21 protein-coding genes are annotated in these 21311 nt (G+C 52.4%); 15 read left to right on the top strand and 6 right to left on the bottom strand.

Going from position 1 to position 21311, the window contains the following annotated elements:
- Positions 1-8: 8 nt before the first annotated feature.
- Positions 9-263 carry a type II toxin-antitoxin system prevent-host-death family antitoxin gene (locus OXG75_06110; protein MCY3625545.1) on the top strand — a complete coding sequence of 85 codons (255 nt, stop codon included), beginning with the start codon at positions 9-11 and terminating at the stop codon, positions 261-263.
- Positions 264-504: 241 nt separating this feature from the next.
- Here the strand turns inward: OXG75_06110 and OXG75_06105 are convergent, their stop codons facing one another.
- Entirely contained in the window at positions 505-1122 is a 618-nt protein-coding gene (locus tag OXG75_06105; protein MCY3625544.1) for a tetratricopeptide repeat protein, read from the bottom strand.
- Between the two features lie 205 nt (positions 1123-1327).
- Here OXG75_06105 and OXG75_06100 point away from each other — a divergent pair, with 205 nt between their 5' ends.
- From OXG75_06100 to OXG75_06085, 4 genes are all read left to right on the top strand, one after another.
- Positions 1328-2713: a nodulation protein NfeD gene (locus tag OXG75_06100; GenBank protein ID MCY3625543.1), complete on the top strand. Its 1386-nt coding sequence runs from the start codon at positions 1328-1330 to the stop codon at positions 2711-2713.
- Positions 2714-2719: 6 nt separating this feature from the next.
- Positions 2720-3478 (top strand): slipin family protein, encoded by a 759-nt coding sequence (locus tag OXG75_06095; protein ID MCY3625542.1) that lies wholly within the window; start codon positions 2720-2722, stop codon positions 3476-3478.
- Positions 3479-3514: 36 nt separating this feature from the next.
- Complete coding sequence (locus OXG75_06090; GenBank protein MCY3625541.1) at positions 3515-5167, top strand: peptide-binding protein; 1653 nt, start codon at positions 3515-3517, stop codon at positions 5165-5167.
- A gap of 365 nt (positions 5168-5532) precedes the next feature.
- Positions 5533-6744 carry a HipA domain-containing protein gene (locus OXG75_06085; protein ID MCY3625540.1) on the top strand — a complete coding sequence of 404 codons (1212 nt, stop codon included), beginning with the start codon at positions 5533-5535 and terminating at the stop codon, positions 6742-6744.
- A gap of 305 nt (positions 6745-7049) precedes the next feature.
- On the opposite strand, the gene OXG75_06080 is transcribed toward OXG75_06085, so the two are convergent.
- A complete protein-coding gene (locus OXG75_06080) occupies positions 7050-8483 on the bottom strand; it encodes an aldehyde dehydrogenase family protein (GenBank protein ID MCY3625539.1) in 1434 nt (477 codons plus the stop codon).
- A 419-nt stretch (positions 8484-8902) separates the two neighbouring features.
- Here OXG75_06080 and OXG75_06075 point away from each other — a divergent pair, with 419 nt between their 5' ends.
- The 6 genes from OXG75_06075 to OXG75_06050 all read left to right on the top strand — a co-directional run bounded on the left by OXG75_06075 (position 8903) and on the right by OXG75_06050 (position 15517).
- Positions 8903-10294 carry an aminotransferase class I/II-fold pyridoxal phosphate-dependent enzyme gene (locus OXG75_06075; protein MCY3625538.1) on the top strand — a complete coding sequence of 464 codons (1392 nt, stop codon included), beginning with the start codon at positions 8903-8905 and terminating at the stop codon, positions 10292-10294.
- Between the two features lie 380 nt (positions 10295-10674).
- On the top strand, positions 10675-11472 hold the full coding sequence (locus tag OXG75_06070; protein MCY3625537.1) for a type IV toxin-antitoxin system AbiEi family antitoxin domain-containing protein: 798 nt from the start codon (positions 10675-10677) through the stop codon (positions 11470-11472).
- A complete protein-coding gene (locus OXG75_06065) occupies positions 11469-12392 on the top strand; it encodes a nucleotidyl transferase AbiEii/AbiGii toxin family protein (GenBank protein MCY3625536.1) in 924 nt (307 codons plus the stop codon). The genes OXG75_06070 and OXG75_06065 overlap by 4 nt, the downstream gene beginning before the upstream one ends.
- 126 nt (positions 12393-12518) lie before the next feature.
- Positions 12519-13520 carry an ABC transporter permease gene (locus OXG75_06060; protein ID MCY3625535.1) on the top strand — a complete coding sequence of 334 codons (1002 nt, stop codon included), beginning with the start codon at positions 12519-12521 and terminating at the stop codon, positions 13518-13520.
- The gene (locus tag OXG75_06055; protein ID MCY3625534.1) at positions 13517-14515 is read left to right on the top strand and encodes an ABC transporter permease; all 999 of its coding nucleotides are present in this window, start codon (positions 13517-13519) and stop codon (positions 14513-14515) included. Before OXG75_06060 ends, OXG75_06055 begins: the two co-directional genes overlap by 4 nt.
- 9 nt (positions 14516-14524) lie before the next feature.
- Positions 14525-15517 (top strand): ABC transporter ATP-binding protein, encoded by a 993-nt coding sequence (locus tag OXG75_06050; protein MCY3625533.1) that lies wholly within the window; start codon positions 14525-14527, stop codon positions 15515-15517.
- 35 nt (positions 15518-15552) lie between these two features.
- On the opposite strand, the gene OXG75_06045 is transcribed toward OXG75_06050, so the two are convergent.
- The 4 genes from OXG75_06045 to OXG75_06030 are packed head-to-tail and all read right to left on the bottom strand — an operon-like array spanning position 15553 to position 17571.
- Positions 15553-15723 (bottom strand): hypothetical protein, encoded by a 171-nt coding sequence (locus tag OXG75_06045; protein MCY3625532.1) that lies wholly within the window; start codon positions 15721-15723, stop codon positions 15553-15555.
- Complete coding sequence (locus OXG75_06040; GenBank protein MCY3625531.1) at positions 15723-16454, bottom strand: BglII/BstYI family type II restriction endonuclease; 732 nt, start codon at positions 16452-16454, stop codon at positions 15723-15725. Before OXG75_06040 ends, OXG75_06045 begins: the two co-directional genes overlap by 1 nt.
- On the bottom strand, positions 16451-17068 hold the full coding sequence (locus tag OXG75_06035; GenBank protein ID MCY3625530.1) for an MT-A70 family methyltransferase: 618 nt from the start codon (positions 17066-17068) through the stop codon (positions 16451-16453). The genes OXG75_06040 and OXG75_06035 overlap by 4 nt, the downstream gene beginning before the upstream one ends.
- Positions 17065-17571, bottom strand: a complete 507-nt coding sequence (locus tag OXG75_06030) for an IS1595 family transposase (GenBank protein MCY3625529.1) — start codon at positions 17569-17571, stop codon at positions 17065-17067. Before OXG75_06030 ends, OXG75_06035 begins: the two co-directional genes overlap by 4 nt.
- A gap of 338 nt (positions 17572-17909) precedes the next feature.
- Here OXG75_06030 and OXG75_06025 point away from each other — a divergent pair, with 338 nt between their 5' ends.
- The 4 genes from OXG75_06025 (at position 17910) to OXG75_06010 (ending at position 21110) form a co-directional block, all read left to right on the top strand.
- Positions 17910-18524, top strand: a complete 615-nt coding sequence (locus OXG75_06025; GenBank protein MCY3625528.1) for a BglII/BstYI family type II restriction endonuclease — start codon at positions 17910-17912, stop codon at positions 18522-18524.
- 137 nt (positions 18525-18661) lie between these two features.
- Entirely contained in the window at positions 18662-18967 is a 306-nt protein-coding gene (locus OXG75_06020; GenBank protein ID MCY3625527.1) for a HigA family addiction module antitoxin, read from the top strand.
- 34 nt (positions 18968-19001) lie between these two features.
- The gene (locus OXG75_06015) at positions 19002-19976 is read left to right on the top strand and encodes an ATP-binding cassette domain-containing protein (GenBank protein MCY3625526.1); all 975 of its coding nucleotides are present in this window, start codon (positions 19002-19004) and stop codon (positions 19974-19976) included.
- 36 nt (positions 19977-20012) lie between these two features.
- On the top strand, positions 20013-21110 hold the full coding sequence (locus OXG75_06010) for a methyltransferase domain-containing protein (GenBank protein ID MCY3625525.1): 1098 nt from the start codon (positions 20013-20015) through the stop codon (positions 21108-21110).
- Positions 21111-21311: the final 201 nt, after the last annotated feature.

Genomic DNA, 21311 nt, shown 5'->3' with positions numbered 1-21311 from the left:
GCTGCTTCATGGAATTTGCTTTGAGTCAGGCGAAAGCGCGTCTTTCCGAGCTTGTGTCCGCTGCCGAGAAGGGAGAGCGTGTCGTCATAACAAAATACGGGGAACCCGTGGTTGAGCTTGTGCGCCTGCGCGGGCGCGGAGGGATCGACCTTGAGAAGCTTGCGGAGGATTGCAAACGGGCCGGAATCCGGGAAAGCAAGGAAGGGTGGCCGAAGGAGTTTGACGATCCTGCGTTCAGCCGGAAAGTCCTTGGGCTCGGGTAGGAAATCCTGAATCGTCCTATGAGGATACTGCTCGATACGTCTTATTTCTACGCTCTGATGATGTCGCGCTAGGATTCTTCCAGAAGCGGAGAAGCTGATTTTCTCCAGCAAAGACAAAAGACCGCCAGATAACTGAACATCCGTTGGCTGTCAGCCTGGACTTCATTCAGTAAAACCGCGCACTGATCAACAATTACCTTGAAGTAGTGCAGCTTAAAGATGACTCCGGGTCCCGATCGGTTTACGGACCAGTTTCGCTTGGCGTCTCGCTACGAATTTTCTCCGCTTTCTCGGGTTCTCCGATCTTTTCGTACACAAGACTCAGCTGCCTTCTCGCCTGGACGTAATAGGGGCTTTCGCTTCTGTTCACTTCGGAGAAGTATTCTATGCTCTTGTCCCAGCTCTCAAGCTCGAAAGCGGACAGCCCGATCACTAGGTTCGCGCCGTCGCGGAAAATACCGTCTTCGGGGTCATCATCGAGGAAAAGCTCAAGATGCTTTATCGCTTCTTCGAATTTCCCAAGCTGGTAGTTGATCATCCCCATCTGGTAAAGAGCCAGAACCGACACGTCGGTTCCGGAATGCTCCTCACGTAGCGTTTGCAGCTGTGAAAGAGAGGTCTCCATTTCTCCGCTGTTGTAGCTCTTAATAGCCTCGCGGAGTTGCTCGTTTGCCAGGAGGTCTTTTTCTTCCTGTTGCGAGGAAACAAAGCAGACTGCGAGCAGGGCCACCGCTATGACGCCCATGCCGATAAGTATCTTGTTGAAGTGCTCCGAGAGGCCTTCGAGGGATTCCGCCAGGAACTCTCTGAATTTGTCGGGGCGCTTAAGTTCTTTGGTCGTATATTTTATTTTGGGCATGAATCGTAAATTCTTGCCTTGTAGAAAAGCGGCAAGCCTGTAAATTCCGTTTTATTACTGCCGGATTTATCTGCTGTGTTAGAATATTTCTTGAGTGAACATGATACGTTGTTTCTTAAGACAATGTCAAAGGCTCTCGGGGAATTATCGGGGGAATCGGTTGAGGTTTGATTCCCCGGCCCGAAAGTCCGGACGAAAAAGGGTTATGCCCCAAGCGGGCAGGGGTCCGCTTCTGCGCATTTCAGTCTTTTTCCTGCTTCTCTCCGCGATTTTGGGTTACCAGGTATCCGCCGCCGATCCGGATGCTTCTCCCCGGACGGCAGAGATAGTCGAGATCGAGATAAACGGTTCCATAAACCCCTCGACAGTGGACTACATTAAAAGTGGTCTCACAGAAGCGCGCGCCCGGAATGCCACTGCTCTGCTTATCCTCCTCGATACTCCCGGGGGGCTTCTCAATTCCACGAAGGACATAGTGAAGATCCTTCTTAATTCCGAGGTTCCGGTGATAGTTTACGTCTATCCTAGGGGAGCGACTGCCACTTCCGCGGGAGTTTTTATCACGCTTTCGGCCCACGTGGCGGCCATGTCTCCCGGAACAAGCATAGGGGCGGCCCATCCTGTGATGCTGGGGCGTGGCCAGCAGAGGGGCCCGGCCCCCGGGAAGCCGGAAGAAAAGAAAGACGACAAGTCTTCTGACGTGATGAACGAAAAGATTGAGAATTTCGCATCGTCTTTTATGGAAAGCATAGCCAAGGAAAGGGGAAGAAACGCGGAGTGGGCAATCGATTCGGTAAGAAAAAGCGCTTCGGTGACAGCGGACGAGGCGCTTAGCAAAAATGTGATTGACATTATATCCCCGGATATTCCCTCACTTCTCTCCGCAATAGACGGAAAGGAAGTAAAAGCGAGCGGCCGGAGCGTCCGTCTTGAGACAGCCGGCGCGAGCACCCAGCGCCTTGAAATGAGCCTGCGGCAGAAAGTGGTCAATATTCTAAGCACCCCGGACATAGCGTTTCTGCTTCTCTCCCTGGGCTCGCTCGGGATATTCCTTGAGTTCTATAACCCGGGACTGATTTTTCCCGGGGTCGCTGGGCTTATCGCCCTGCTAATCGGGTTTGTCTCCCTTCAGATACTTCCTTTTAACTACGCCGGCCTCATACTTCTTTTCGTCGCCATGGCGCTTTTGATATCGGAGGTGTACGTGACGAGTTACGGCCTTTTGAGCCTTGCTGCGCTTGCGTGCCTTGTGTTCGGGGGGCTTCTGCTTTTCGATACGCCGGAATCTGATCTCGGCGTGAGCAGGGGAACCATAGCGGCGGTGGCCGTAAGCATTGGATTGCTCTCGGTTTTTATTGTATATTTAGGCGTGAAATCGTTCAAAGTTCCCGTTCAGGGCGGTTTCGAGGGGATGGTGGGTCAGAAGGGGGAGGTTGTTTCCTGGTCCCACAAAAGCGGAAAGGTTTACGTCGGGGGAGAGTACTGGGAAGCGACGGGCGAGCGCGAGTTTTCACCCGGGGAAAAAATAAAGGTAATAGAGAGCACAGGAGATCTCGTCGTCAGGGTTTCAGATTATGACGGCAAACAGTGACGCACAATGTCGATAACCGCGATTGTAATTCTCGTAATTGTTTTTCTCATTGTAATATCGGGACTTAAGATCCTCTATGAATACGAAAGGGGCGTGATATTCCGTCTCGGAAGGATAGTCGGAGTCAGGGGTCCCGGATTCATAATCGTCATCCCGTTTCTTGAAAGGATGGTCAGGGTGAGTCTGCGGCTTGTAACCATGGACGTGCCTCCCCAGGACGTGATAACCAAGGACAATGTTTCGGTAAAGGTGAACGCGGTTGTCTATTTCAGGGTGATTGAGCCGAACAGGGCGATCCTTCAGGTTGAAAACTATCTCTACGCCACTTCCCAGCTTGCCCAGACAACCCTGAGGAGCATCCTCGGGCAGGTGGAGCTCGACGAGCTTCTCTCCGAGAGGGAGAAGCTTAACGTCAAGCTCCAGGAAGTCCTCGACAAGCAGACCGACGCCTGGGGAATCAAGGTTACCATGGTTGAGGTCAAGTACGTTGACCTCCCGCAGGAAATGCAGAGAGCGATGGCCAAGCAGGCGGAGGCCGAGAGGGAGAGGAGGGCGAAGGTGATAAGCGCAGAAGGTGAGTTCCAGGCATCGGCCAAGATTGCGGAAGCCTCAGAAATACTGTCGGCAAACCCTGTTTCCCTGCAGCTCAGGTTCCTTCAAACGATAAACGACGTGTCTTCCGAGAAGGCTTCAACGATCATTCTGCCTCTTCCGATTGACATGTTGTCGGCCTTTACAAAAAAAGACGAAAAGACGGATTCATAGGCTTTCTGCCGGACCGAAACTCTTTGTAAAAACTTCATGAACAAGTTTCTGCGTCTCTTTGTGTTCGCGTTGCTGGTTGCGTCCGCGGGGTTCTTTTCTGCCGGATGCTCCCGGAGCACGGACTGTCAGAATAAAAACGACAATACCTCACTTGTCGGCAATGCGGACCCGAAGGCTTTTTCCGCCGGGGGTTCGCTCATAAGGGAACTCGGCGAGGAGCCCGCGACCCTCAACCCCGTTATAGCGACTGATGTCTACGAAGGCATCGTTAACGGCGGAATCTACGAGACTCTTGTAAGGAGAAACAACGAAACCCTTGAGTTCGAGCCCGTTCTCGCAAGTTCCTGGAAAGTTTCCGGGGATGGGCTTTCCTATACTTTTCATCTCAGAAAAGACGTGAAATGGCATGACGGCACTCCGTTTACCGCCGATGACGTGGTTTTTTCCTATGAATCCATAAGGAACCCCAAGGTCGCCGCCGCCCACCTCCAAAGCTACTACCAGGACGTAAAGTCCTACACCAAGATTGACTCCCATACCGTCAGATGCGAGTACGGAAAACCCTACTTCCGCGCTTTTGAGTTCTGCGGCGGGATTCCCATAGTGCCGAAGCACCTGTTCGCGAAAGGGGATTTCAACACGAACCCCGCAGGCAGGAAACCCGTCGGGACGGGTCCTTACGTCTTTGAGCACTGGGAGACCGGAAGGGAGATCAGGGTCAGGAGAAACCCCGATTACTGGGGCGAGCCCGCCTGGCTCAGTGAAGTGGTCTACAAGGTCGTGCTTGATCCCACGGTGAAGCTTCAGCTCCTGAAAAAGCAGGAGCTTGACTATGGGGGTCTTCTTCCGCTTCAGTGGTCAAAGCAGAGTTGCGGGAAACCGTTTCGGAAAAAGTTCTACAGGGCTTCTTACACTACCCCGGGTTACAACTACATAGGATGGAATTCGAGGAAACCCTTTTTCAGCGATAAGAGGGTGAGGCGGGCGATGACCCATTTTGTCGACAGGGAAACCATCCTGAGAGAAATTCTCCTGGGTCTGGGAGAGATAGTGACCACGACCTTTTACGTGAACAGCCCCGAGTACCCAAGGGACGTAAAGCCGTACGACTATGATCCGAAGGGGGCCAGGGCGCTTCTTGACGAGGCGGGGTGGCGCGACAGCGACGGTGACGGAATAAGGGACAAGGACGGCGTTTCTTTCCGTTTCGAGTTTCTCCTGCCCGCGGGTTCTGAAACCGGTGAGAAGATAGCGACCATACTGAAGGAGGAGCTCTCCCGCTCCGGCATAGAGATGAGCATAAGAAAGATAGAGTGGGCGGTTTTCATCCAGAGCATAACCGAGCGAAAATTCGATGCCGTGACCTTGGGGTGGAGCCTCGGGGTGGAAAGCGACCCCTACCAGCTCTGGCATTCTTCCCAGGCCGAAGAGGGCTCGAATTTCGTGGGATTCAAAAACCCCCGCGCGGATGTTCTGATTGAGGAGGCGAGAGAGGAATTCTCAAGGCCTGAGCGTATAAAAAAATACGAGGAGTTCTCAAGGATTCTTCACGAAGAGCAGCCGTACACGTTTCTGTTCGCGAGGAAATCCACCGTGGTCGTGCACAGGAGGTTCCATAACGTAAGGCTATATCCGCTTGGGTTTGATACCAGGGAGTGGTTTGTTCCAGAGAGCTTGCGCAAGTATTAGAACTAAAGGTTTTGCCGAGATAAGCGGCAAGATCATCCATGTTCCCCAAATCAGTCTTCTGCAGGTCGGCAAAACAGGTTTTCTTGTCCCTGTTTTCAATCACGAAAGGCGGGTATCCGAAACGCATCAGGATCTAATTTAGGAGCAGGCGTACTCTACGTTACCGTCGTCAAACGGATGAATAAAGATGAAGTGGTGATGCAATTGCGCTAGGAAGAGTGCGATTGAAGCTAATGGAGATTTTATGTTTTTTGTAAATTATTTGATCAATTTTATTATATTGTTATATTATAATACCTAGATTTGATAAAATATTTTTTATAATATTTAATGCTGTTAACAAAACAACCAAGCGGACGGAATCAATGGCAACTAATCTCTGGGGTAGAATATATTACAAGGATATTTTCGCTGGCATTCTGTCGCAGGAAGCCGGAGGCAGATGCGTATTTACCTACGACGAAAGCTATCTGCAAAGCTCTTTGCCCGCTATTTCCTACACGCTTCCGCTTCGGGCCGAGCCTCATTTAAGCGAATATGGATTGCATCCTTTCTTTGACAATCTATGTGCGGAGGGCTGGCTTAAGAATGCGCAGGCACGTGCCCTCGGCCTGCGAAGGGACGACCGTTTTTCGCTGCTGCTTGCCTTCGGCACCGACCTTGCCGGTGCCGTGAGCGTCATTGATCCAGACCCTGCCGGAGAGATTAAAATCGATCACGGCGACCCGGAAAACATTGCGGCGCTTTCAGCAAGGGCGTCTCTTTCCGGGGTCCAGCCAAAACTGGGCGCAATAAAGGAAGGCCGCGTGTTTCGCCCTGTAAAACGGGGAGAGCGGGCAGCCTATATGGCTAAGCTCCCGTCCCCCACGCTGCCCGATATTCTCGGGCTTGAGTATGTAACTACGCAGGCGTGCGCGGCGCTCCTCAAGGAAGATACCGTTGCGGAGATGACCCTGGCACCGCTTCAGGGTGTTGCTGAGAGGTCTCTGCTCGTCAAACGGTTTGACAGGACTGAAGACGGCAAGCAAATTCACTTCGAGGAATTTAACCAGTTGCTCGGCAACCGCTCGGAGGACAAATACGAGGCCTGCTGCGAGCACATGGCCGATTTTATCATCCAAAACGGCGACATATGCCTGCGGGCAGAGTGCGATACCCTGTTTCGCCGGGTAATGGCCTGTATTCTCACAGGAAATACGGATGCGCATCTTAAAAACTTCGCCATGGAGCACACGGAAAGTGGGTTGCGCCTTGCGCCCTGCTATGATCTTGTTGCAGCCGCCTGCTACCCGGAATATCAGACACTGGCACTGGGGATTTCAGGGGCCGAGAACATGAAAATCGGCAGTATCGGTCCGAAGAACATAGTCCGGCTGGGCAAGCTGTTCGGCCTGCCCGACAAAGCAGTTATGCTGGCGGTTTCTGACTTCTCCACCCGTCTCAATAAAGCCCACGGCGCTGTTGATGGCTCGAAGAATGTCGGCCAGGACATCAAAGACAAACTGCATCAGCAAATGGAGAAAAGATGGAACGGAACATTCGACTCAATTGGAACTTACTTGTCAAAGAGGCAATAAAGCGGCGCAAGGAACGAAAAATCTCCCAACGTCGCTTAGCCACTATAGCGGAGGTGAGTCAACCGACGGTCTCGCGTTTTGAGCAGCAGAAGCAAGACATTCAGTTGTCAAGTGCTATCAAAATCTTTGATGTTCTGGGGTTGATAGAGAGATAATGCTGGCATTTGCGGATTTGAATCCGAAAAGAACTCGGAGAGCTATCCCGAGTCTTGCTAATTGACTAGAGAGTTTCCGGCCTTGGAGTGGTTTGTTCCGGAGGGTTTACGCAAATACTTAGGACTGAGGGAAGCTGACGCCGGGGCGGCTCAGGAAAAGACAACCTGAATATCCGTGTATTCCACCAGACCTTCCTCTGCGAATTCAACGCCGAAGCCCGAGCGTTTTACCCCGCCGAACGGGGCGTTGGGCTGGATCATCCCGTGCTTGTTTATCCAGACCGAACCGCATTCCATCCGGTTGGCGATCTCTCTTGCCTTTTCTATGTCCCGGCTCCAGACCGAACCCCCGAGACCGTTCGGATTGTCGTTCGCTTTTTCTATCGCTTCCTCGATATGGTGATAGCGGATGATCGGCAGAACGGGACCGAACTGTTCCTGGTCAACCAGGGGGTCTCCGTTTTCAAGATCGGCTATGATCGTGAGCGGATAAAAATATCCCTTTCCGCCTATTTCTTCCCGTATCTCTCCGGGGTCTCCGCCCAGGAGCACGCGTCCCTTGGACTCCGCGCTTCTAACCAAGTCGGCCACGATATCGTACTGCTTGCGGTTCTGGATCGGACCCAGAACGACATCCTCGTTCATACCCTCGCCAACCTTCATCTTTCGGGCGAGTTCAACCAGCTCGTCGCAGACCTCGTCGTACACGTCATCATGAACGTAGAGCCGTTTTAACGCCGCGCAGGTCTGGCCGCTATTGATGAACGCGCCCCAGAAAAGCCCTTCGGCGATCTGCTTCGGGTCGACGTCCGGAAGAACGATTCCGGCATCGTTTCCACCGAGTTCAAGAGTAAGCCGCTTCATGGTTTCCGCCGAGTTCGCCATGATTTTCTGGCCGGTCGCGCAGGAACCGGTGAAAACGATCTTGCCGATCCCTTCATGCACCGTCATTGCGGCGCCCAGCCTGTCTTTGCCGGCAACGCAGTTGACCACGCCTTCTGGCAGCACCTCGTTCATGAGTTCAACTAGGCGCAGCGTTGACAGGGGCGTAAAGGGGGAGGGCTTGGACACTACCGTGTTGCCCGAGAGAACAGCGGGAACGATATGCCAGATCGCGATCAGAACCGGAAAGTTCCAGGGAGTAATCGAGCCCACGACACCGATCGGCTTGCGGTGAAGCTCGACCCTTCCCTCATCGTTGTTCTGGAGGACCTTAACCGGCAGGGAAAGGCTGGCCGTGTAGCGGGTCCAGGCTGCCGCGGCGCCGATTTCCCAGCGAGAGCCGAGGCCGTTTAGGGGCTTGCCCTGCTCAGTGGTCAGAATGCGGGCGAGTTCCTCTGTGTTTTCCTCGATTTTGGAGGCGATTTCCAGACATGCTGCCTGCCGTTGGGATTCGGGCACTTCGCGCCATTTTTCAAACGCCGTCTGGGCGGCTCGCACTGCATCATCCAGATCTTTCTTTCTTGCAAGCGACGCAAGCCCGGCCACTTCTTCGTTGGCGGGATTAAGCACCTCAAAGCATCGCCCGGTAGGAACCTTCTTGCCGTTGATGATAAGGTGGAATGGTTTCGTTGTTGGGCTCATTCAGTTTCTCCTTTAATCACCGCAGTAAGTGCCGAGATATCAATCACGATATCTGATACTACCACATTCCTGCCTGTTGGTAATGTTTAGACTGAATGTAAAGGGGTTTCGACTTTTTCCAAAGATTGTATAATTACCGTTACTCCCGACAATATTTCCTCTGCGTTAAACAGGTTTGGATTGCTCCTTCTTGTTTAACCGGCGCGGGTTAAAAAAGGGAGAAAATCAATAAAAATTTCAGCAGAAATGGGTTCCACTGTAGAAAGCAGAAGCGGATCAGCACTTTTTATGTTTGCGTCCGCATTGTTTGTTTTCTTATCCGGCGCACTTCACCTTTGTGCCCGTGAGGACATGCGATGAGCAAAGCAAAAGACGGTGATGGTGGGGTCAAAAGCGATCTCAGTATGTCACCGGAACAGATGCTGGAACTTGCACGCCAAACGGCAGAGTTGGTGGTGTCGCGCATTGAGAACTTGCCCGGAGAAGGTGCCTGGGAGGGAGAGTTCCGCCGAGAACTTGAGGATCGGCTGCTCAAGCCTCCACCCGAGGAGAGCCGTTCGGCTTCACAAGTGATCGAGGAGGTCGCACACGAGATCCTTCCGATCGCACTGCGCTTGGACCACCCGCGTTGTTTTGGATTTATCCCCTCGCAGCCCACTTGGCCCGGAGTGCTGGCCGATTTTATGATTGCCGGATTTAATGTCAACCAGTGCTCCTGGCTGACTTCGAGCGGTCCGAGTCAGCTTGAGCTTGTCGTGATCGACTGGTTTCGGCGCTGGATTGGCTATCCGGAGAGTGCGGGCGGACTGTTGACGAGCGGGGGCTCGGCGGCGAACCTTGATGCCCTTGTCGCGGCGCGGGAGGCCGCAAACCACCTGGAACGTGCCAGCTTGTACATGAGCGACCAGAGCCACAGTGCGCTCGTCAAAGCGGCCAGGGTTATAGGTATTCGTCCAGAATGCATTCGTATGATTCCAGCCGATGGACGTTTCCGTATGGATATGGATGCGCTTGTCGAGACTGTGGCCGAGGACCGAGCCGCCGGACTCAGTCCCATTGCGGTGTGTGCGAATGCTGGAACGTCCAGCAGCGGAGCTGTCGACCCGCTGGAAGCGATGGCGGACTATTGCGAGGCCCAGGGTATATGGCTTCACGTTGACGCTGCGCATGGAGGCTTTGCTATCGTGACCGAGGAAGGAAAGAATATCTTGAGTGGAATCGAACGCGCCGATTCGGTTGTGCTGGACGCACACAAGTGGTTCTTTCAGCCTTATGAGATAGGGGGCCTGATGGTAAAGGATGTACGCACGCTCGAGCGGGTGTTTGCCACCAAGCACGATATTCTCCAGGACACGATTTGGGGTGCTAACCATCCGAATTTTTCGGACAGGGGCCTGCAACTCAGCCGCTCCGTCCGGGCGCTTAAGATCTGGATGTCCGTTCAGGCTTTCGGAATGGCCGCGTTCCGGCGAGCCGTATCGCATGGGATGGCGCTTGCGCACCGGATTGGTGAGTACGTCGAGGACAGTCCCACCCTGGAGATGTTAACTCCTGCGACATTGGGGATCGCATGCTTCCGCGTAAACCCCGCAAACACCGACCTTGGCGAAGACGTACTGGAAGAAATCAACAGGACCGTACTCGCCCGTGTTTTCTGGGAAGACCGCGCGTTCATATCATCGACGCTTCTTCACGGGACGTTTGCGCTCAGGATGTGCGTAATCAACCACTCGACGACCTGGAACGACGTACGCGAGACATTGGAAGTCATCTCGAAATTCGGGACGGAGAGTTTGACTCGAACTGATTGATTCCGGTTAATCGTGCTGGACTCTTCATATCTTCTCCATATACGGCGTGCACTCGAGAGGGTATGAAGATTTCCCTTTTTCGAGAGAATCCTACCTGCGCCTCCCTCGCGTCGTTTTCCCGCTACCAGAAGGAGAGCCTTCTTGAAGTGCTCCGGAGGACTGCACAAGGACCGCAAGAGCAAAGGGGCTTTCAGAGGTGAAAGCGTTTTCCTCGGTTGAGGAATTTAGAGAAATAGATAAAATAAATACTTATCTATTGATAGATATATAAACATTTTCAGGAAACTGTTTTTATATTTTCTTAAAAATATAGTATAATAGTATTTATATTCTAAATAATAAATAAAAACTTTAATCAAAGGCAGGCCGAGAACATTGATATGAGCTACGTAGAAACACAGTATGAAACGCCACGGGGAACCAGAATCAATCGCGTGCTTGCCCAGAATCCCCCGGGTGTTCCCATGACCAGCGGGTGGCTAGCCTTGCAACGGGTTTCCCCCCAGCTGCTGCAGGGCTACAAGAGCAGCGGGTGGCTGAGTCCTATTGGCAGAGGGGCATGGATGAGGGCTGGAACGGAACCTACCTTGTCAGGATCCATCTACGCTTTGCAACGGCAGCGTTCCGTAACCGTTTACCCCGCGGCGTGTACGGCGCTTGGGTATCAGGGGCGACTGCATTACCTGCCGCTTGGAGCAAGCCCCGTTCTACAGCTAGCCGTCGGGTCCGAAAGGAAACTGCCCCAGTGGTTTACGCGTCAACCGTTTGCCGCAAACCTGCGCATTCTTAACGCCGATGCGCTGTTTGACCCGGTTTCAGCGGGCGTGACCAACTGGCGTGCCGGGGAGTTCTCGCTCGAAATAAGCTCTCCCGAACGGGCCATGCTTGAGTACTGCTACCTGCTGCCGAACCACGCGGATTTCGAGGAAGCCAGGCAGCTTATGGAAGGCCTAGCGACATTGCGCCCTGAGATGGTGCAAAGCATCCTGCTTGCGTGCAGGTCGGTAAAGGCAAAGCGGCTGTTTCTTGCCTTGGCGGAGATTGTCAGTCACGAATGGTACCGTGAACTGAACCTGGGGTCCGTTAATCTCGGTTCAGGGAGCCGACATGTTGTAAGCGGCGGACTCTGGAACTCGAGATTCAAGATAACGGTTCCCGAAATCTGGATGGATTCATGACGGAAGCGTATCGAAGGCAATCGGACTTGCTGCTTGAGACGTTGCGGATTGCCGCCGGACAGGAGGTGTTCGCTCTCAAGGGAGGCACGGCCATCAATTTCTTCTTCCGGAATTGCCCGAGGCTTTCCGTGGACATCGATCTCTGCTACCTGCCGCTTAACGGCCGCGACGAAGCGTTTCGCGATATCCGTGAGAACATGGAAGCGATCAGGTCTGAGATCAGAAAATTCTTGTCCGGGGCGGAAGTGGACATCCAGGAGAATTTTAAGGCCTTGGTAAGAAAAGACGGCATGCTGGTTAAGATCGAAGTTAACGAAGTGGTGCGAGGAACCTTGCTGCCGCCGGTCAGGATGCCCTTGTGTCCGTTGCTTGAAAAAGAGTTCGGCGGGAGCATGAAGATAAACTGCCTCTCGGAGGCGGAGCTTTACGCGGGCAAATTCTGCGCGGCCCTGCAGAGACAGCATCCGCGGGACATATTCGATGTTTGGTTGTTTTTTAAAAGAGGCGCAGCGCTTACTCGTGAGATACTTGACGCTTTTGTCGTTTATCTGGTCAGCCATCGCAAGCCGACTCATGAGGTGCTTGATCCCAGAATTCAGGACATAAGGAACCTTTATCATCATCGTTTTGCGGGGATGGCGAGAATCGATGTGAGCCTTGAGAACCTGCTCGAAACCCAGCTTGCGCTGCCGGGGAGAATTCTAATTGCCCTCACGGAGCGCCACAGGGCTTTTCTCGTCGGGTTTAATGAAGGGGAGCCGGACTGGAACCTGCTTCCTTTTCCCGATGCGAGGAACTTGCCCGCGATTCTCTGGAAGCGGATCAATCTTGACAGAATGAGTCGTGGTAAACGAGGCGAAGCCGTAAGGAAACTGGTACGGGTACTCAGGGACAATCCATATATCCACGATACCATCTGAGTTCCTGACCGACCCTAAGAGCTTGTTTTTGGAAGCATATGAAGTAAATTTCGGCATGGCGAGTATACTTTCCGTTCGGTTTATAATAAAAAATCCAACTCTTGAAGGATATTCTTTTTTTCCCCAATGAAGGACTATATCCTGAAAAGACTTCTGCTGATGATTCCCACGCTGTTCGGGATCACCCTTATCACTTTCCTGGTGATACAGCTTGCCCCGGGGAGCCCCGTTGAGAGCAGGATGTCGCTTGATCAGGGAATAAAAAGCGATCAGGTGACCAAGGAGATAGTCGAGCAGACCAAAAAACTCTACGGTCTCGATAAGCCCGTTCACGAGAGGTATTTCATCTGGCTCGGCCAGATCGTGACGCTTGATTTCGGAAATTCCTACAAGGACCACCGCCCGGTAATAGACAAGATAGCGGAAAGACTCCCGATCACCCTCATACTGAACGCTCTTTCGATCTTCCTCGTGTACCTGTTAGCCATACCGATCGGGGCCTGGTCAGCCGTTAGGCAGTGGAGTTTTGCGGAGCGCGCAACGACTTTCGTTCTTTTTCTCCTCTACTCGATTCCGAGCTTCTGGATGGCCGTGGTGCTTATCTATTTCTTCGGCGGCGGGGGAGCTTTTGATATCTTCCCAATATACGGAGTGCACTCGAGGGGATACGAGGACCTTCCTTTTCTCGAGAGAACCCTCGATTTCCTGTGGCATCTTGTTCTCCCCGTGTTCTGCCTTACCTACGCCTCCCTCGCATCGCTTTCGCGCTACCAGAAGGGAAGCCTGCTTGAAGTGCTCCGGGAGGATTACATAAGGACAGCCAGGGCCAAGGGACTTGCGCCAAACAGGGTGCTTTTCAAGCACGCTCTCAGGAATTCGCTTATTCCCATAGTTACGATAATCGCCTCGATTCTTCCCGCCATGATAGGGGGAAGCGTTATCATAGAGACCATCTTTTCGATCCCCGGGATAGGAAGGCTGGGATTTGAGTCCGTGCTTTCAAGGGACTACCCAGTAATAATGGCCGTCGCCACCATCTCCGCTTTCCTTACCCTGATCGGCATTCTCATATCGGATTTAACCTACGCCGTGGTTGACCCCAGGATCGGCTTTGAGAGGAAGTCATGAAGCAGGGCTCAGGCGTCGGGTACTGGGACAGGGTATGGATCGAGTTCAAGAAGGACTCCCTCGCGTATGTCTCGTTTTTTTTCATAATCCTCCTCGCGGTGACGGCGCTTTTTGAAAGTTTCCTCGCGGGCAACAGGCCCATAGTGCTCGTTGAGGAGGGCAAGTACTATTTCCCCGTGGTTATCGATTATCCCGAGTTTCGCGGAGAGGACCTTCGGGGCATGTATCTTGACGATCCGGATTCGTTCGCGATTTTCCCCCCCGTAAAGTACAGTCCCACGGAAAGCGATTTCTTCTCCGTTCTCTCGGCTCCCGACGGGAACCATTTTCTCGGCACGGACGACAGGGGAAGGGACGTTCTCAGCAGGATGATTCACGGAGCGAGGATATCGCTCTCGATAGGAGTGGTCGCAGTCGGGATAGCCATGGTGATAGGAATAATACTGGGAGCGGTCGCGGGTTATTACGGCGGCTGGATTGATTTTGCGATTTCAAGGCTGATAGAGGTGATGATCACTTTCCCCGTTTTCTTCCTGATTCTCACCATCCTCGCCTTTACTGAGCCCAGCATTTATAACATCATGATAGTGATAGGCATAACGGGCTGGACGGGCGTGGCGAGGCTCGTTCGCGGGGAGTTCCTTAAGCTTCGCCAGACGAACTACGTCGAGGCTGCGTGGGCGCTTGGAAGCGGCGACCGCAGGATTATACTAAAACACATGCTTCCAAACGCTCTCGCGCCCGTTCTGGTGAGCGCCACCTTCGGAGTGGCGGGAGCGATACTGGTTGAATCGAGTCTCAGCTTTCTCGGGTTCGGGGTGACGCCCCCGGAACCCAGCTGGGGAGAGATAATCTCGCAGTCCCAGAAGTACGTGGATTTCGCGTGGTGGCTTGTTCTTTTCCCCGGGCTTGCGATTTTCGTGACGGTTACGGCTCTTAATCTGGTGGGGGAAGGATTCAGAAACGCGATAGACCCCAAGCTAAAGGAAAGATAATATTACGCAATGGCGAATTCAGAGCTGCTTGAGATAAAAAACCTTAACGTGTCCTTTCCCTCAGAGGGCGGGGAGCTTGAAGTCCTGGGAGACGTGAGCCTCAGTATAGGAGAGGGGAGGATAGTCGGGGTCGTAGGGGAAAGCGGCTGCGGAAAAACCCTCACAGCTCTTTCTGTCATGGGGCTTTTGCCCGTGCCGCCTGCCAGGGTGAACTCGGGGGAGGTTATATACAAGGGAGAAAACCTACTTTCGCTCACCGAGCGGGAACTCAGGCATTACCGCGGAAACAGGATCTCCATGATATTCCAGGAACCGATGAGTTCCCTTAATCCCGTTTACACCGTGGGAGACCAGATAGGCGAGGTCATAAGGGTTCATGAGAACGTCTCGAGGAAAGAGGAGAAGAAAAGAGTGGTTGATCTGCTAGACACAGTCGGCATTCCCTCTCCCGCCGAGAGATACTCGAGCTACCCGCACGAAATGAGCGGGGGAATGTGCCAGAGGGTGATGATCGCTATGGCCCTTGCCTGCAGCCCCGAGCTGCTGATAGCCGATGAGCCTACGACCGCCCTTGACGTGACCATCCAGGCGGGAATTCTGTCTCTTATAAAAAGCCTTCGGGACAGGATGGGGATGGCGGTCATGCTTATATCCCATGACCTCGGGGTTATCTCCAACGTTGCTGATGATGTCTATGTTATTTACGCGGGGAAGGTGGTCGAGCAGGGAAGCGTCAAGCAGCTTTTCTCCGCCCCTGCCCATCCCTACACGATAGGGCTTATAAACTCGATTCCCGGACAGTCGGCGGGCGAGGAGCTTCACTCGATCAGAGGTACGATTCCGTCTCCCGGGGAGTTCCCCGAGGGATGCAGGTTCAACAACCGCTGCGAGTACGCGGAGGGGAAATGTTTTGAGGCGCAGCCGGACCTTTACAGCGTTTCTGATTCTCACGGTTCAGCCTGTTTCCGCTACGAGATGTTTTTGGAAAACGGGGTGGAATAATGCGTTGGAAAGATATACTCATCCGAACTCCTATTTCACTTCTCTTTTCTTCCAACTCCAAATTTCCGTGCCTGATTTCGCTTTAGGTAATCCCATTCCTTCTTAGGCTTATTCATCATAATAGCCTTGGCTACGTTCTCTGGTGTGTCAGGTATAGGCGGGATAATTTCCGTCCGCCCGTCAGATTTCTCTTGGTCTTCGCTCACTATAATTCTCCCTCGTATACTACGGATGCCGGAATTCCTATGAGAAGTAGCGGGCATGGATTTCCAACACCTCTTTCAATACGGTCCTGCAGCTTGTCCCAGTGTGTCGTAGCCCTTCCAAATTTATCCCGTACGAAAACAGGCGCCCAATCTTTTATGAAATCATCACCTGTGGTTTTCACCATGTCACGTTGTCGTTTTGTCGGACTTACTCCGAATACGGATAAGTCCTCAAATCCTCTGATGTTGTGGCGTGAAGCGCAGTCAGCCACAATTTTGACCAAGCTATCTTGAAGTGATCTGCCGCGAGTCACTATCACGCCTGCGCTAATCACCCCATCTTTATGTATGCGCTGGAAATTCTCGAGGTCGCGATCAAAGAACGGGTCTTTATTATTCCACTCTATTTCAAGAGCGATTGTCCCATTCTCAGTTCTTCTGACATGGTCAATTTCGTGCGTTACTGAAAACTTTTCCAGCTCGTCCACTGTCTTTCTGATAGTGATCCTGCGCTTCTCCCAGTTTTTATCAGTCAGATCTCTGCGCAGTCTCTGAGTGGAACTTGCTTCGCCCCCTCCACCCTGTATCAGTTCCACATCCGCAATCCTTATGCCCGTTAACACTTCACATAATTCTTCAAATGGTACAGGAAAATCCCTGGCAAGAACTGCTAAGGCGTGGTTTTTGTGGGTAATATCAAATCCCGCATCCGTCAGTAAAGATAAGCTCACTCGGCACCCGTCGAATTGTATTTGTATGTAGGCCAGTCAGGTTGATAGTCTCCATTAGCCTGATTGCCCCACACTACCCATTTCTCTCTGGTGCCACGTCCAAACAATTCAAGATACGGTCCCCGGCTACAGCTCTCTATAAGATCATATTGCTCATCAGGTTTACGTGAATGCTCTCTTTTGCGGCTGGCTATCAAATTAACCTGGCTTCTGCCCGGGGCAAGGGTTCTGGCGTTTTTCCCCCTAACGCCGAATAACAGGATTTCTGTCACATTTCGGAAGTAAAATCCTACGCCTCTTCCATCCGACCCGCCGTCTTTACGTATTTTGTGCCAGATCAGATTTGTTTTGTATTCAAAGCCCCAAGCGTCCAATATGTCTAAACCATAAGGGAGCAACGCATTCGGTATCCATAGATAACAATGAGAAATGTCGGCAACATGGTCCTTTACAGGGAGTGCCGCTATCTCCTCGAATGTCATGGTGTCATATCTCGACAATCTGCGGTGTTCCGGGGCAACCTTGCCGGTTCTGTTATGAAATCTCCAAGGAGGGTCGGCTAGTACAGTTCCGAATTTCCTGCCATTAAGATACCGTGATAATTCTTCATTCATGAGATCAGTCCTTGACAGGGAAGGCCTTTACCACCCGTAAGGGTCTCATCAAATTCTAAAGGCCCAGGGAACATGTCTTTATTTTCCTTCCAAGTCTCTCTTATGCGGTGAGCCAAGTGCCATGCGCTCTTTTGAGTGATATCCAGACCTCTATGGAGTTTGATGCTGGAAACACCTTTGAGGTTGGTAACAAGAAGATATATGGCTATCGCCCAAACCTGAAGTCCAAGCCTAGAATGATGCATCAGCGTCCCTGTTTTGACGGAGAAATCCTTGCGACAATCACGGCAACGGTAAGGTTGAGGCTTACGGGTTTTTCTTTCCTGGATATTTTTCGCTCCGCAGCACGGGCAGTGTATCCCGTCTGGCCAGCGGTTTTCAACAAACCATTTTTCAGCCGTAGCGTTATCAGGGAACGTCCTCATTATCTCTGTTAGCGATGTTCCCTCAGGAAGTGACTCGACGACCCCGTTTTTCTTGCTCGGTATTATCTTTTCTTCCATTAAACTTCGGGAAGCAATTTACCCAAAAATTAAGGAGATGTCGAGGGTTCCTACGATCTTTTTTGCTAATCCGTTTAGCTCTCGTATGTTCATAAGGCTGATCAAATCTATATATGCATGTTTGCCTCCTTCCTGATTCTTCTCGCCTTCTGATCCGTGGGAGTTGACTAATCAATATGCAACCGAAATGTTTTCTGTATTCTTCCGAAAGGGCGACCTGAATGATCTTCATTCTCTGGGTGCATATTCCAATTCTGATACTGGATTCGCAGAACCGGATCTGGTATTTTCCCATCTCGTATCTGGTTTCTATGCCGCAAAACCGGAGGAGGTTGTCGATGCAGATTAAATCTAGTCATTCACACTTAAACGGCGAGGAATGTATGCTGGTTCGCTACGGGGAGCTATGGACGGACATACGGACTGTGATAGAGAGCGTTGACGCCGAGGCTTGCCGAGTCAGGGTCTTTACGGAAAAAGATGGGCAGCAGGAAAACCTGCTGGTTTCCCCTGAAGAAATCAGCAAACGGTTCAAAGATGGCTTTGAAAGCAGAGGGTGGCAACAGCGAAGGGCGGCATTCTGGGTAATGCGCAACGGAAATCTTCTTCGCAATGTACGCGGGATGTCTGGAGATGAGAAAGGATGTGGAATCAAAAGATCCGAACATGAAGCGATAAGATATTATAACCGGCCCTGTTTTGCAAAAGGTCGGGTGGCGGTGGAATTGCAGTTTGACGATTACGCTTTTACCTCCCGTGAACTGTTTGCCGAGCATCTCAGTTCCTATGTTTCTGACATGATTGACGTGGGGATTGAGATACTTCCTGTGAAGGATCTGGAGCGGAAAATGTCCTCTGGCGTTCCTTGCTATGAACGAGGAGTGCTGAATCTGCTTAAGCAAGGGCGAGGAGTGCCGCCAGTTCCCCTAGTACTGATCGGCATAGGTTCCTGAGTAATGAGGACCAATCTCCTGGCTTTATTTGTGAGGACGCTGTAAAGATGGAATTATACAACCGTTTTCCCGTATACTGTTCTGGTTGAACCTATTATCGACCCTGCTGTTTGGGGCTAAACAAGGGAGAGCAGAGAATGAACCCTGTAAACGGAATGAGGCCGGTGCATCCGGGTGAGATACTTAGCCAGGAACTTGACGCGCTGGGGCTGTCAATCGACGAGTTATCAAAAAAATTAAGGGTGCCGAAAGACCGGATCACGAAGATTCTTAACAGCCATTGTGACGTGAGAGAGGACATGGCACTACGCTTGTCCGGTTATTTTTGTACGACTCCGAGGCTCTGGCTTAACCTGCAGAGGTCATGGGAACTTAGACGGGCACGGATCAGGTCGGGTTGCGAAACTGCTCAAAGCCTTGGACCTGAAAAGAATGCGGCGTAACGCGGAACTGATTTATGTCTGTTCAGTTATGAAAATGAATGAATCAATATTAAATGTAAGAGAACTTAAAAAGTACTTTCCGATCCGAAAGGGTATTTTATCAAGAATTTCAAGCTATGTACGTGCCGTTGATGAAGTAGAACTTGAAATTGAAAGGGGCAGTACAGTGGGTCTTGTGGGAGAGAGCGGCAGCGGCAAGACGACGCTTGGAAAAACGGTGCTGAGACTTCTTGCTCCCACCGCCGGGAAGATATTCTTTGAGGGAGAGGACATCACCGAACTTGACCCGGCTCGGCTTCGCTCCCTGAGAAGGGAAATGCAGATGATATTCCAGAACCCCTACGGTTCCCTTAACCCCAGGATGAACGTGGGCTCGCTTGTCTCTGAGGGAATAAGCATTCACAACACGGTAAAAAAGGAAGAACGCCACGAGTTCGTGGTCCGGCTTCTCGGCGAGGTAGGTCTTGGAACCGACGTCATGGGTCGCTATCCTCACGAGTTCAGCGGGGGACAGCGCCAGAGGATAGCAATAGCGCGCGCGATCTCTCTTCGCCCGAAATTTGTTGTCTGCGATGAGCCCGTCTCGGCGCTTGACGTGTCAGTGCAGGCGCAGATAATAAACCTGCTTAAGGATCTTCAGAAAAAACACGGTCTTTCCTACCTTTTCATATCCCATGACCTCCGCGTCGTAAAGCACGTAAGCGACCTTGTGGCCGTAATGTACCTTGGGAAAATAGTCGAGATTGCCTCAAGCGACGATATCTACTCAAACCCCGCGCATCCCTACACCAGGATGCTTATCTCCGCAATCCCCGAGATAAGGACAACCGGGAGCGAAAACGGCAGCGAAGCGTCCGTATCGGGAGAAATAAGGAATCTCGCGGATATTCCCTCGGGCTGCAGTTTTCATCCGAGATGTCCTCTGGCTACGGAGGTATGCTCAAGGGAGACTCCGCGGCTGGAAAAAAAAGGAGCCGACGGACGCAGCGTCGCCTGTCATAACGTCTGAGCCGTCCGTTTCCCCGTCCCCAGTGCGGGATGTTCCTTGAAAGCGGACCGGAGTTTTGATTTTCGGGGCATGGACGGTTATGTTCCGGGCGTATCAATCGGGACTTTGATTATGGGATCGAACCTCACCGACATCTTCAAAAGCGGAAAATCAGGCGATGTCGCCACGCGCATCGAGGGTTTCAAAAGTCACCCTAGCGGCGCGGGGCACGAAGGTACGGGCGAGAGCAAGACGGATTCCCGGAATCCCGTAATAACCTGGTACGACCTCGCCACCGACTTTATCGAGTACGGCTGGGGGCAGTCCATCCATTTCGCTTCGCGGGCGGCTAATGAAAGCTTTGCCGCGTCGATTGCCCGGCACGAACACTATATCGCCCTCAGGCTCGGCCTCAGGCCCGGAATGATGGCTATAGATCTGGGCTGCGGAGTCGGCGGCCCGTTGATCGAGATTGCGCGTTTCTCCGGCGCCCGTATCCTGGGCGTCAACATCAATGCGCTGCAGCTCGAACGGGCCGAGAAGCGCTGCGAGGCGGCGGGTCTTGGCCATCTGGCCGACTGGTTGCATTGCGATTTCATGGAAATCGACGCACCGGACGCATCCTTCGACGCCGCTTATTCCATTGAGGGGACCTGTCACGCACCGGACAGGACTGGGGTTTACGCCGAAATTTTCCGCCTGCTAAAGCCCGGCGGATCTCTGGCGGTCTACGAATGTTGCATGACTGACCTGTTTAACCCTGATGACCCGGATCACCGACGGCTCAAGACCGATATGGAGTATGCCAGCGCTCTTCCGGATATCCCCATGACGCACGAGGTGGACGACATCCTGCGGAAAGTCGGATTCGAACTCGTGGAGGCCCGCGATATAGCGGCCGACGCCCCGCCGGGCATTCCATGGTATCAGCCCATGGTCGGATCGGGCCTTTCATTTGCAAATTTTCGCAGTTCCGCGGTGGGGCGCCGACTGACCCACGGTCTGCTCTGGCTGCTTGAACGGCTGAGAATCGTGCCGCGCGGAACAACCGAGGTTTCCAACCTTCTGAGCTTTACTGCGGCAACCTTCGCCGAAGCGGGGCGCCTCGGGATATTCACCCCGATGTATTTCTTCCACGCCCGCAAGCCGGAATAGGAGGATTCGGACCTGCAATGGGCGGCAATTCTGGCAGGGCGCATTCCCCGTCTTCGGAACAAACCAGAAAGCTTGGAACGAAGACAGCGAAAAAGTCTGATGATTGCGCAATATTGACTACTGGCTACTACCGTAGTATGTTCTAGCCCGCATTTCTCACCGCATAGGGATATGGAAGGGTTTTTAGGGTCAGCAGCCATG

Source organism: Candidatus Dadabacteria bacterium (assembly GCA_026705445.1).
Classification (GTDB): domain Bacteria; phylum Desulfobacterota_D; class UBA1144; order Nemesobacterales; family Nemesobacteraceae; genus Nemesobacter.
The sequence above is the reverse complement of the archived record's forward strand: the minus strand, read 5'-3'. Positions and strand labels throughout refer to the sequence as shown.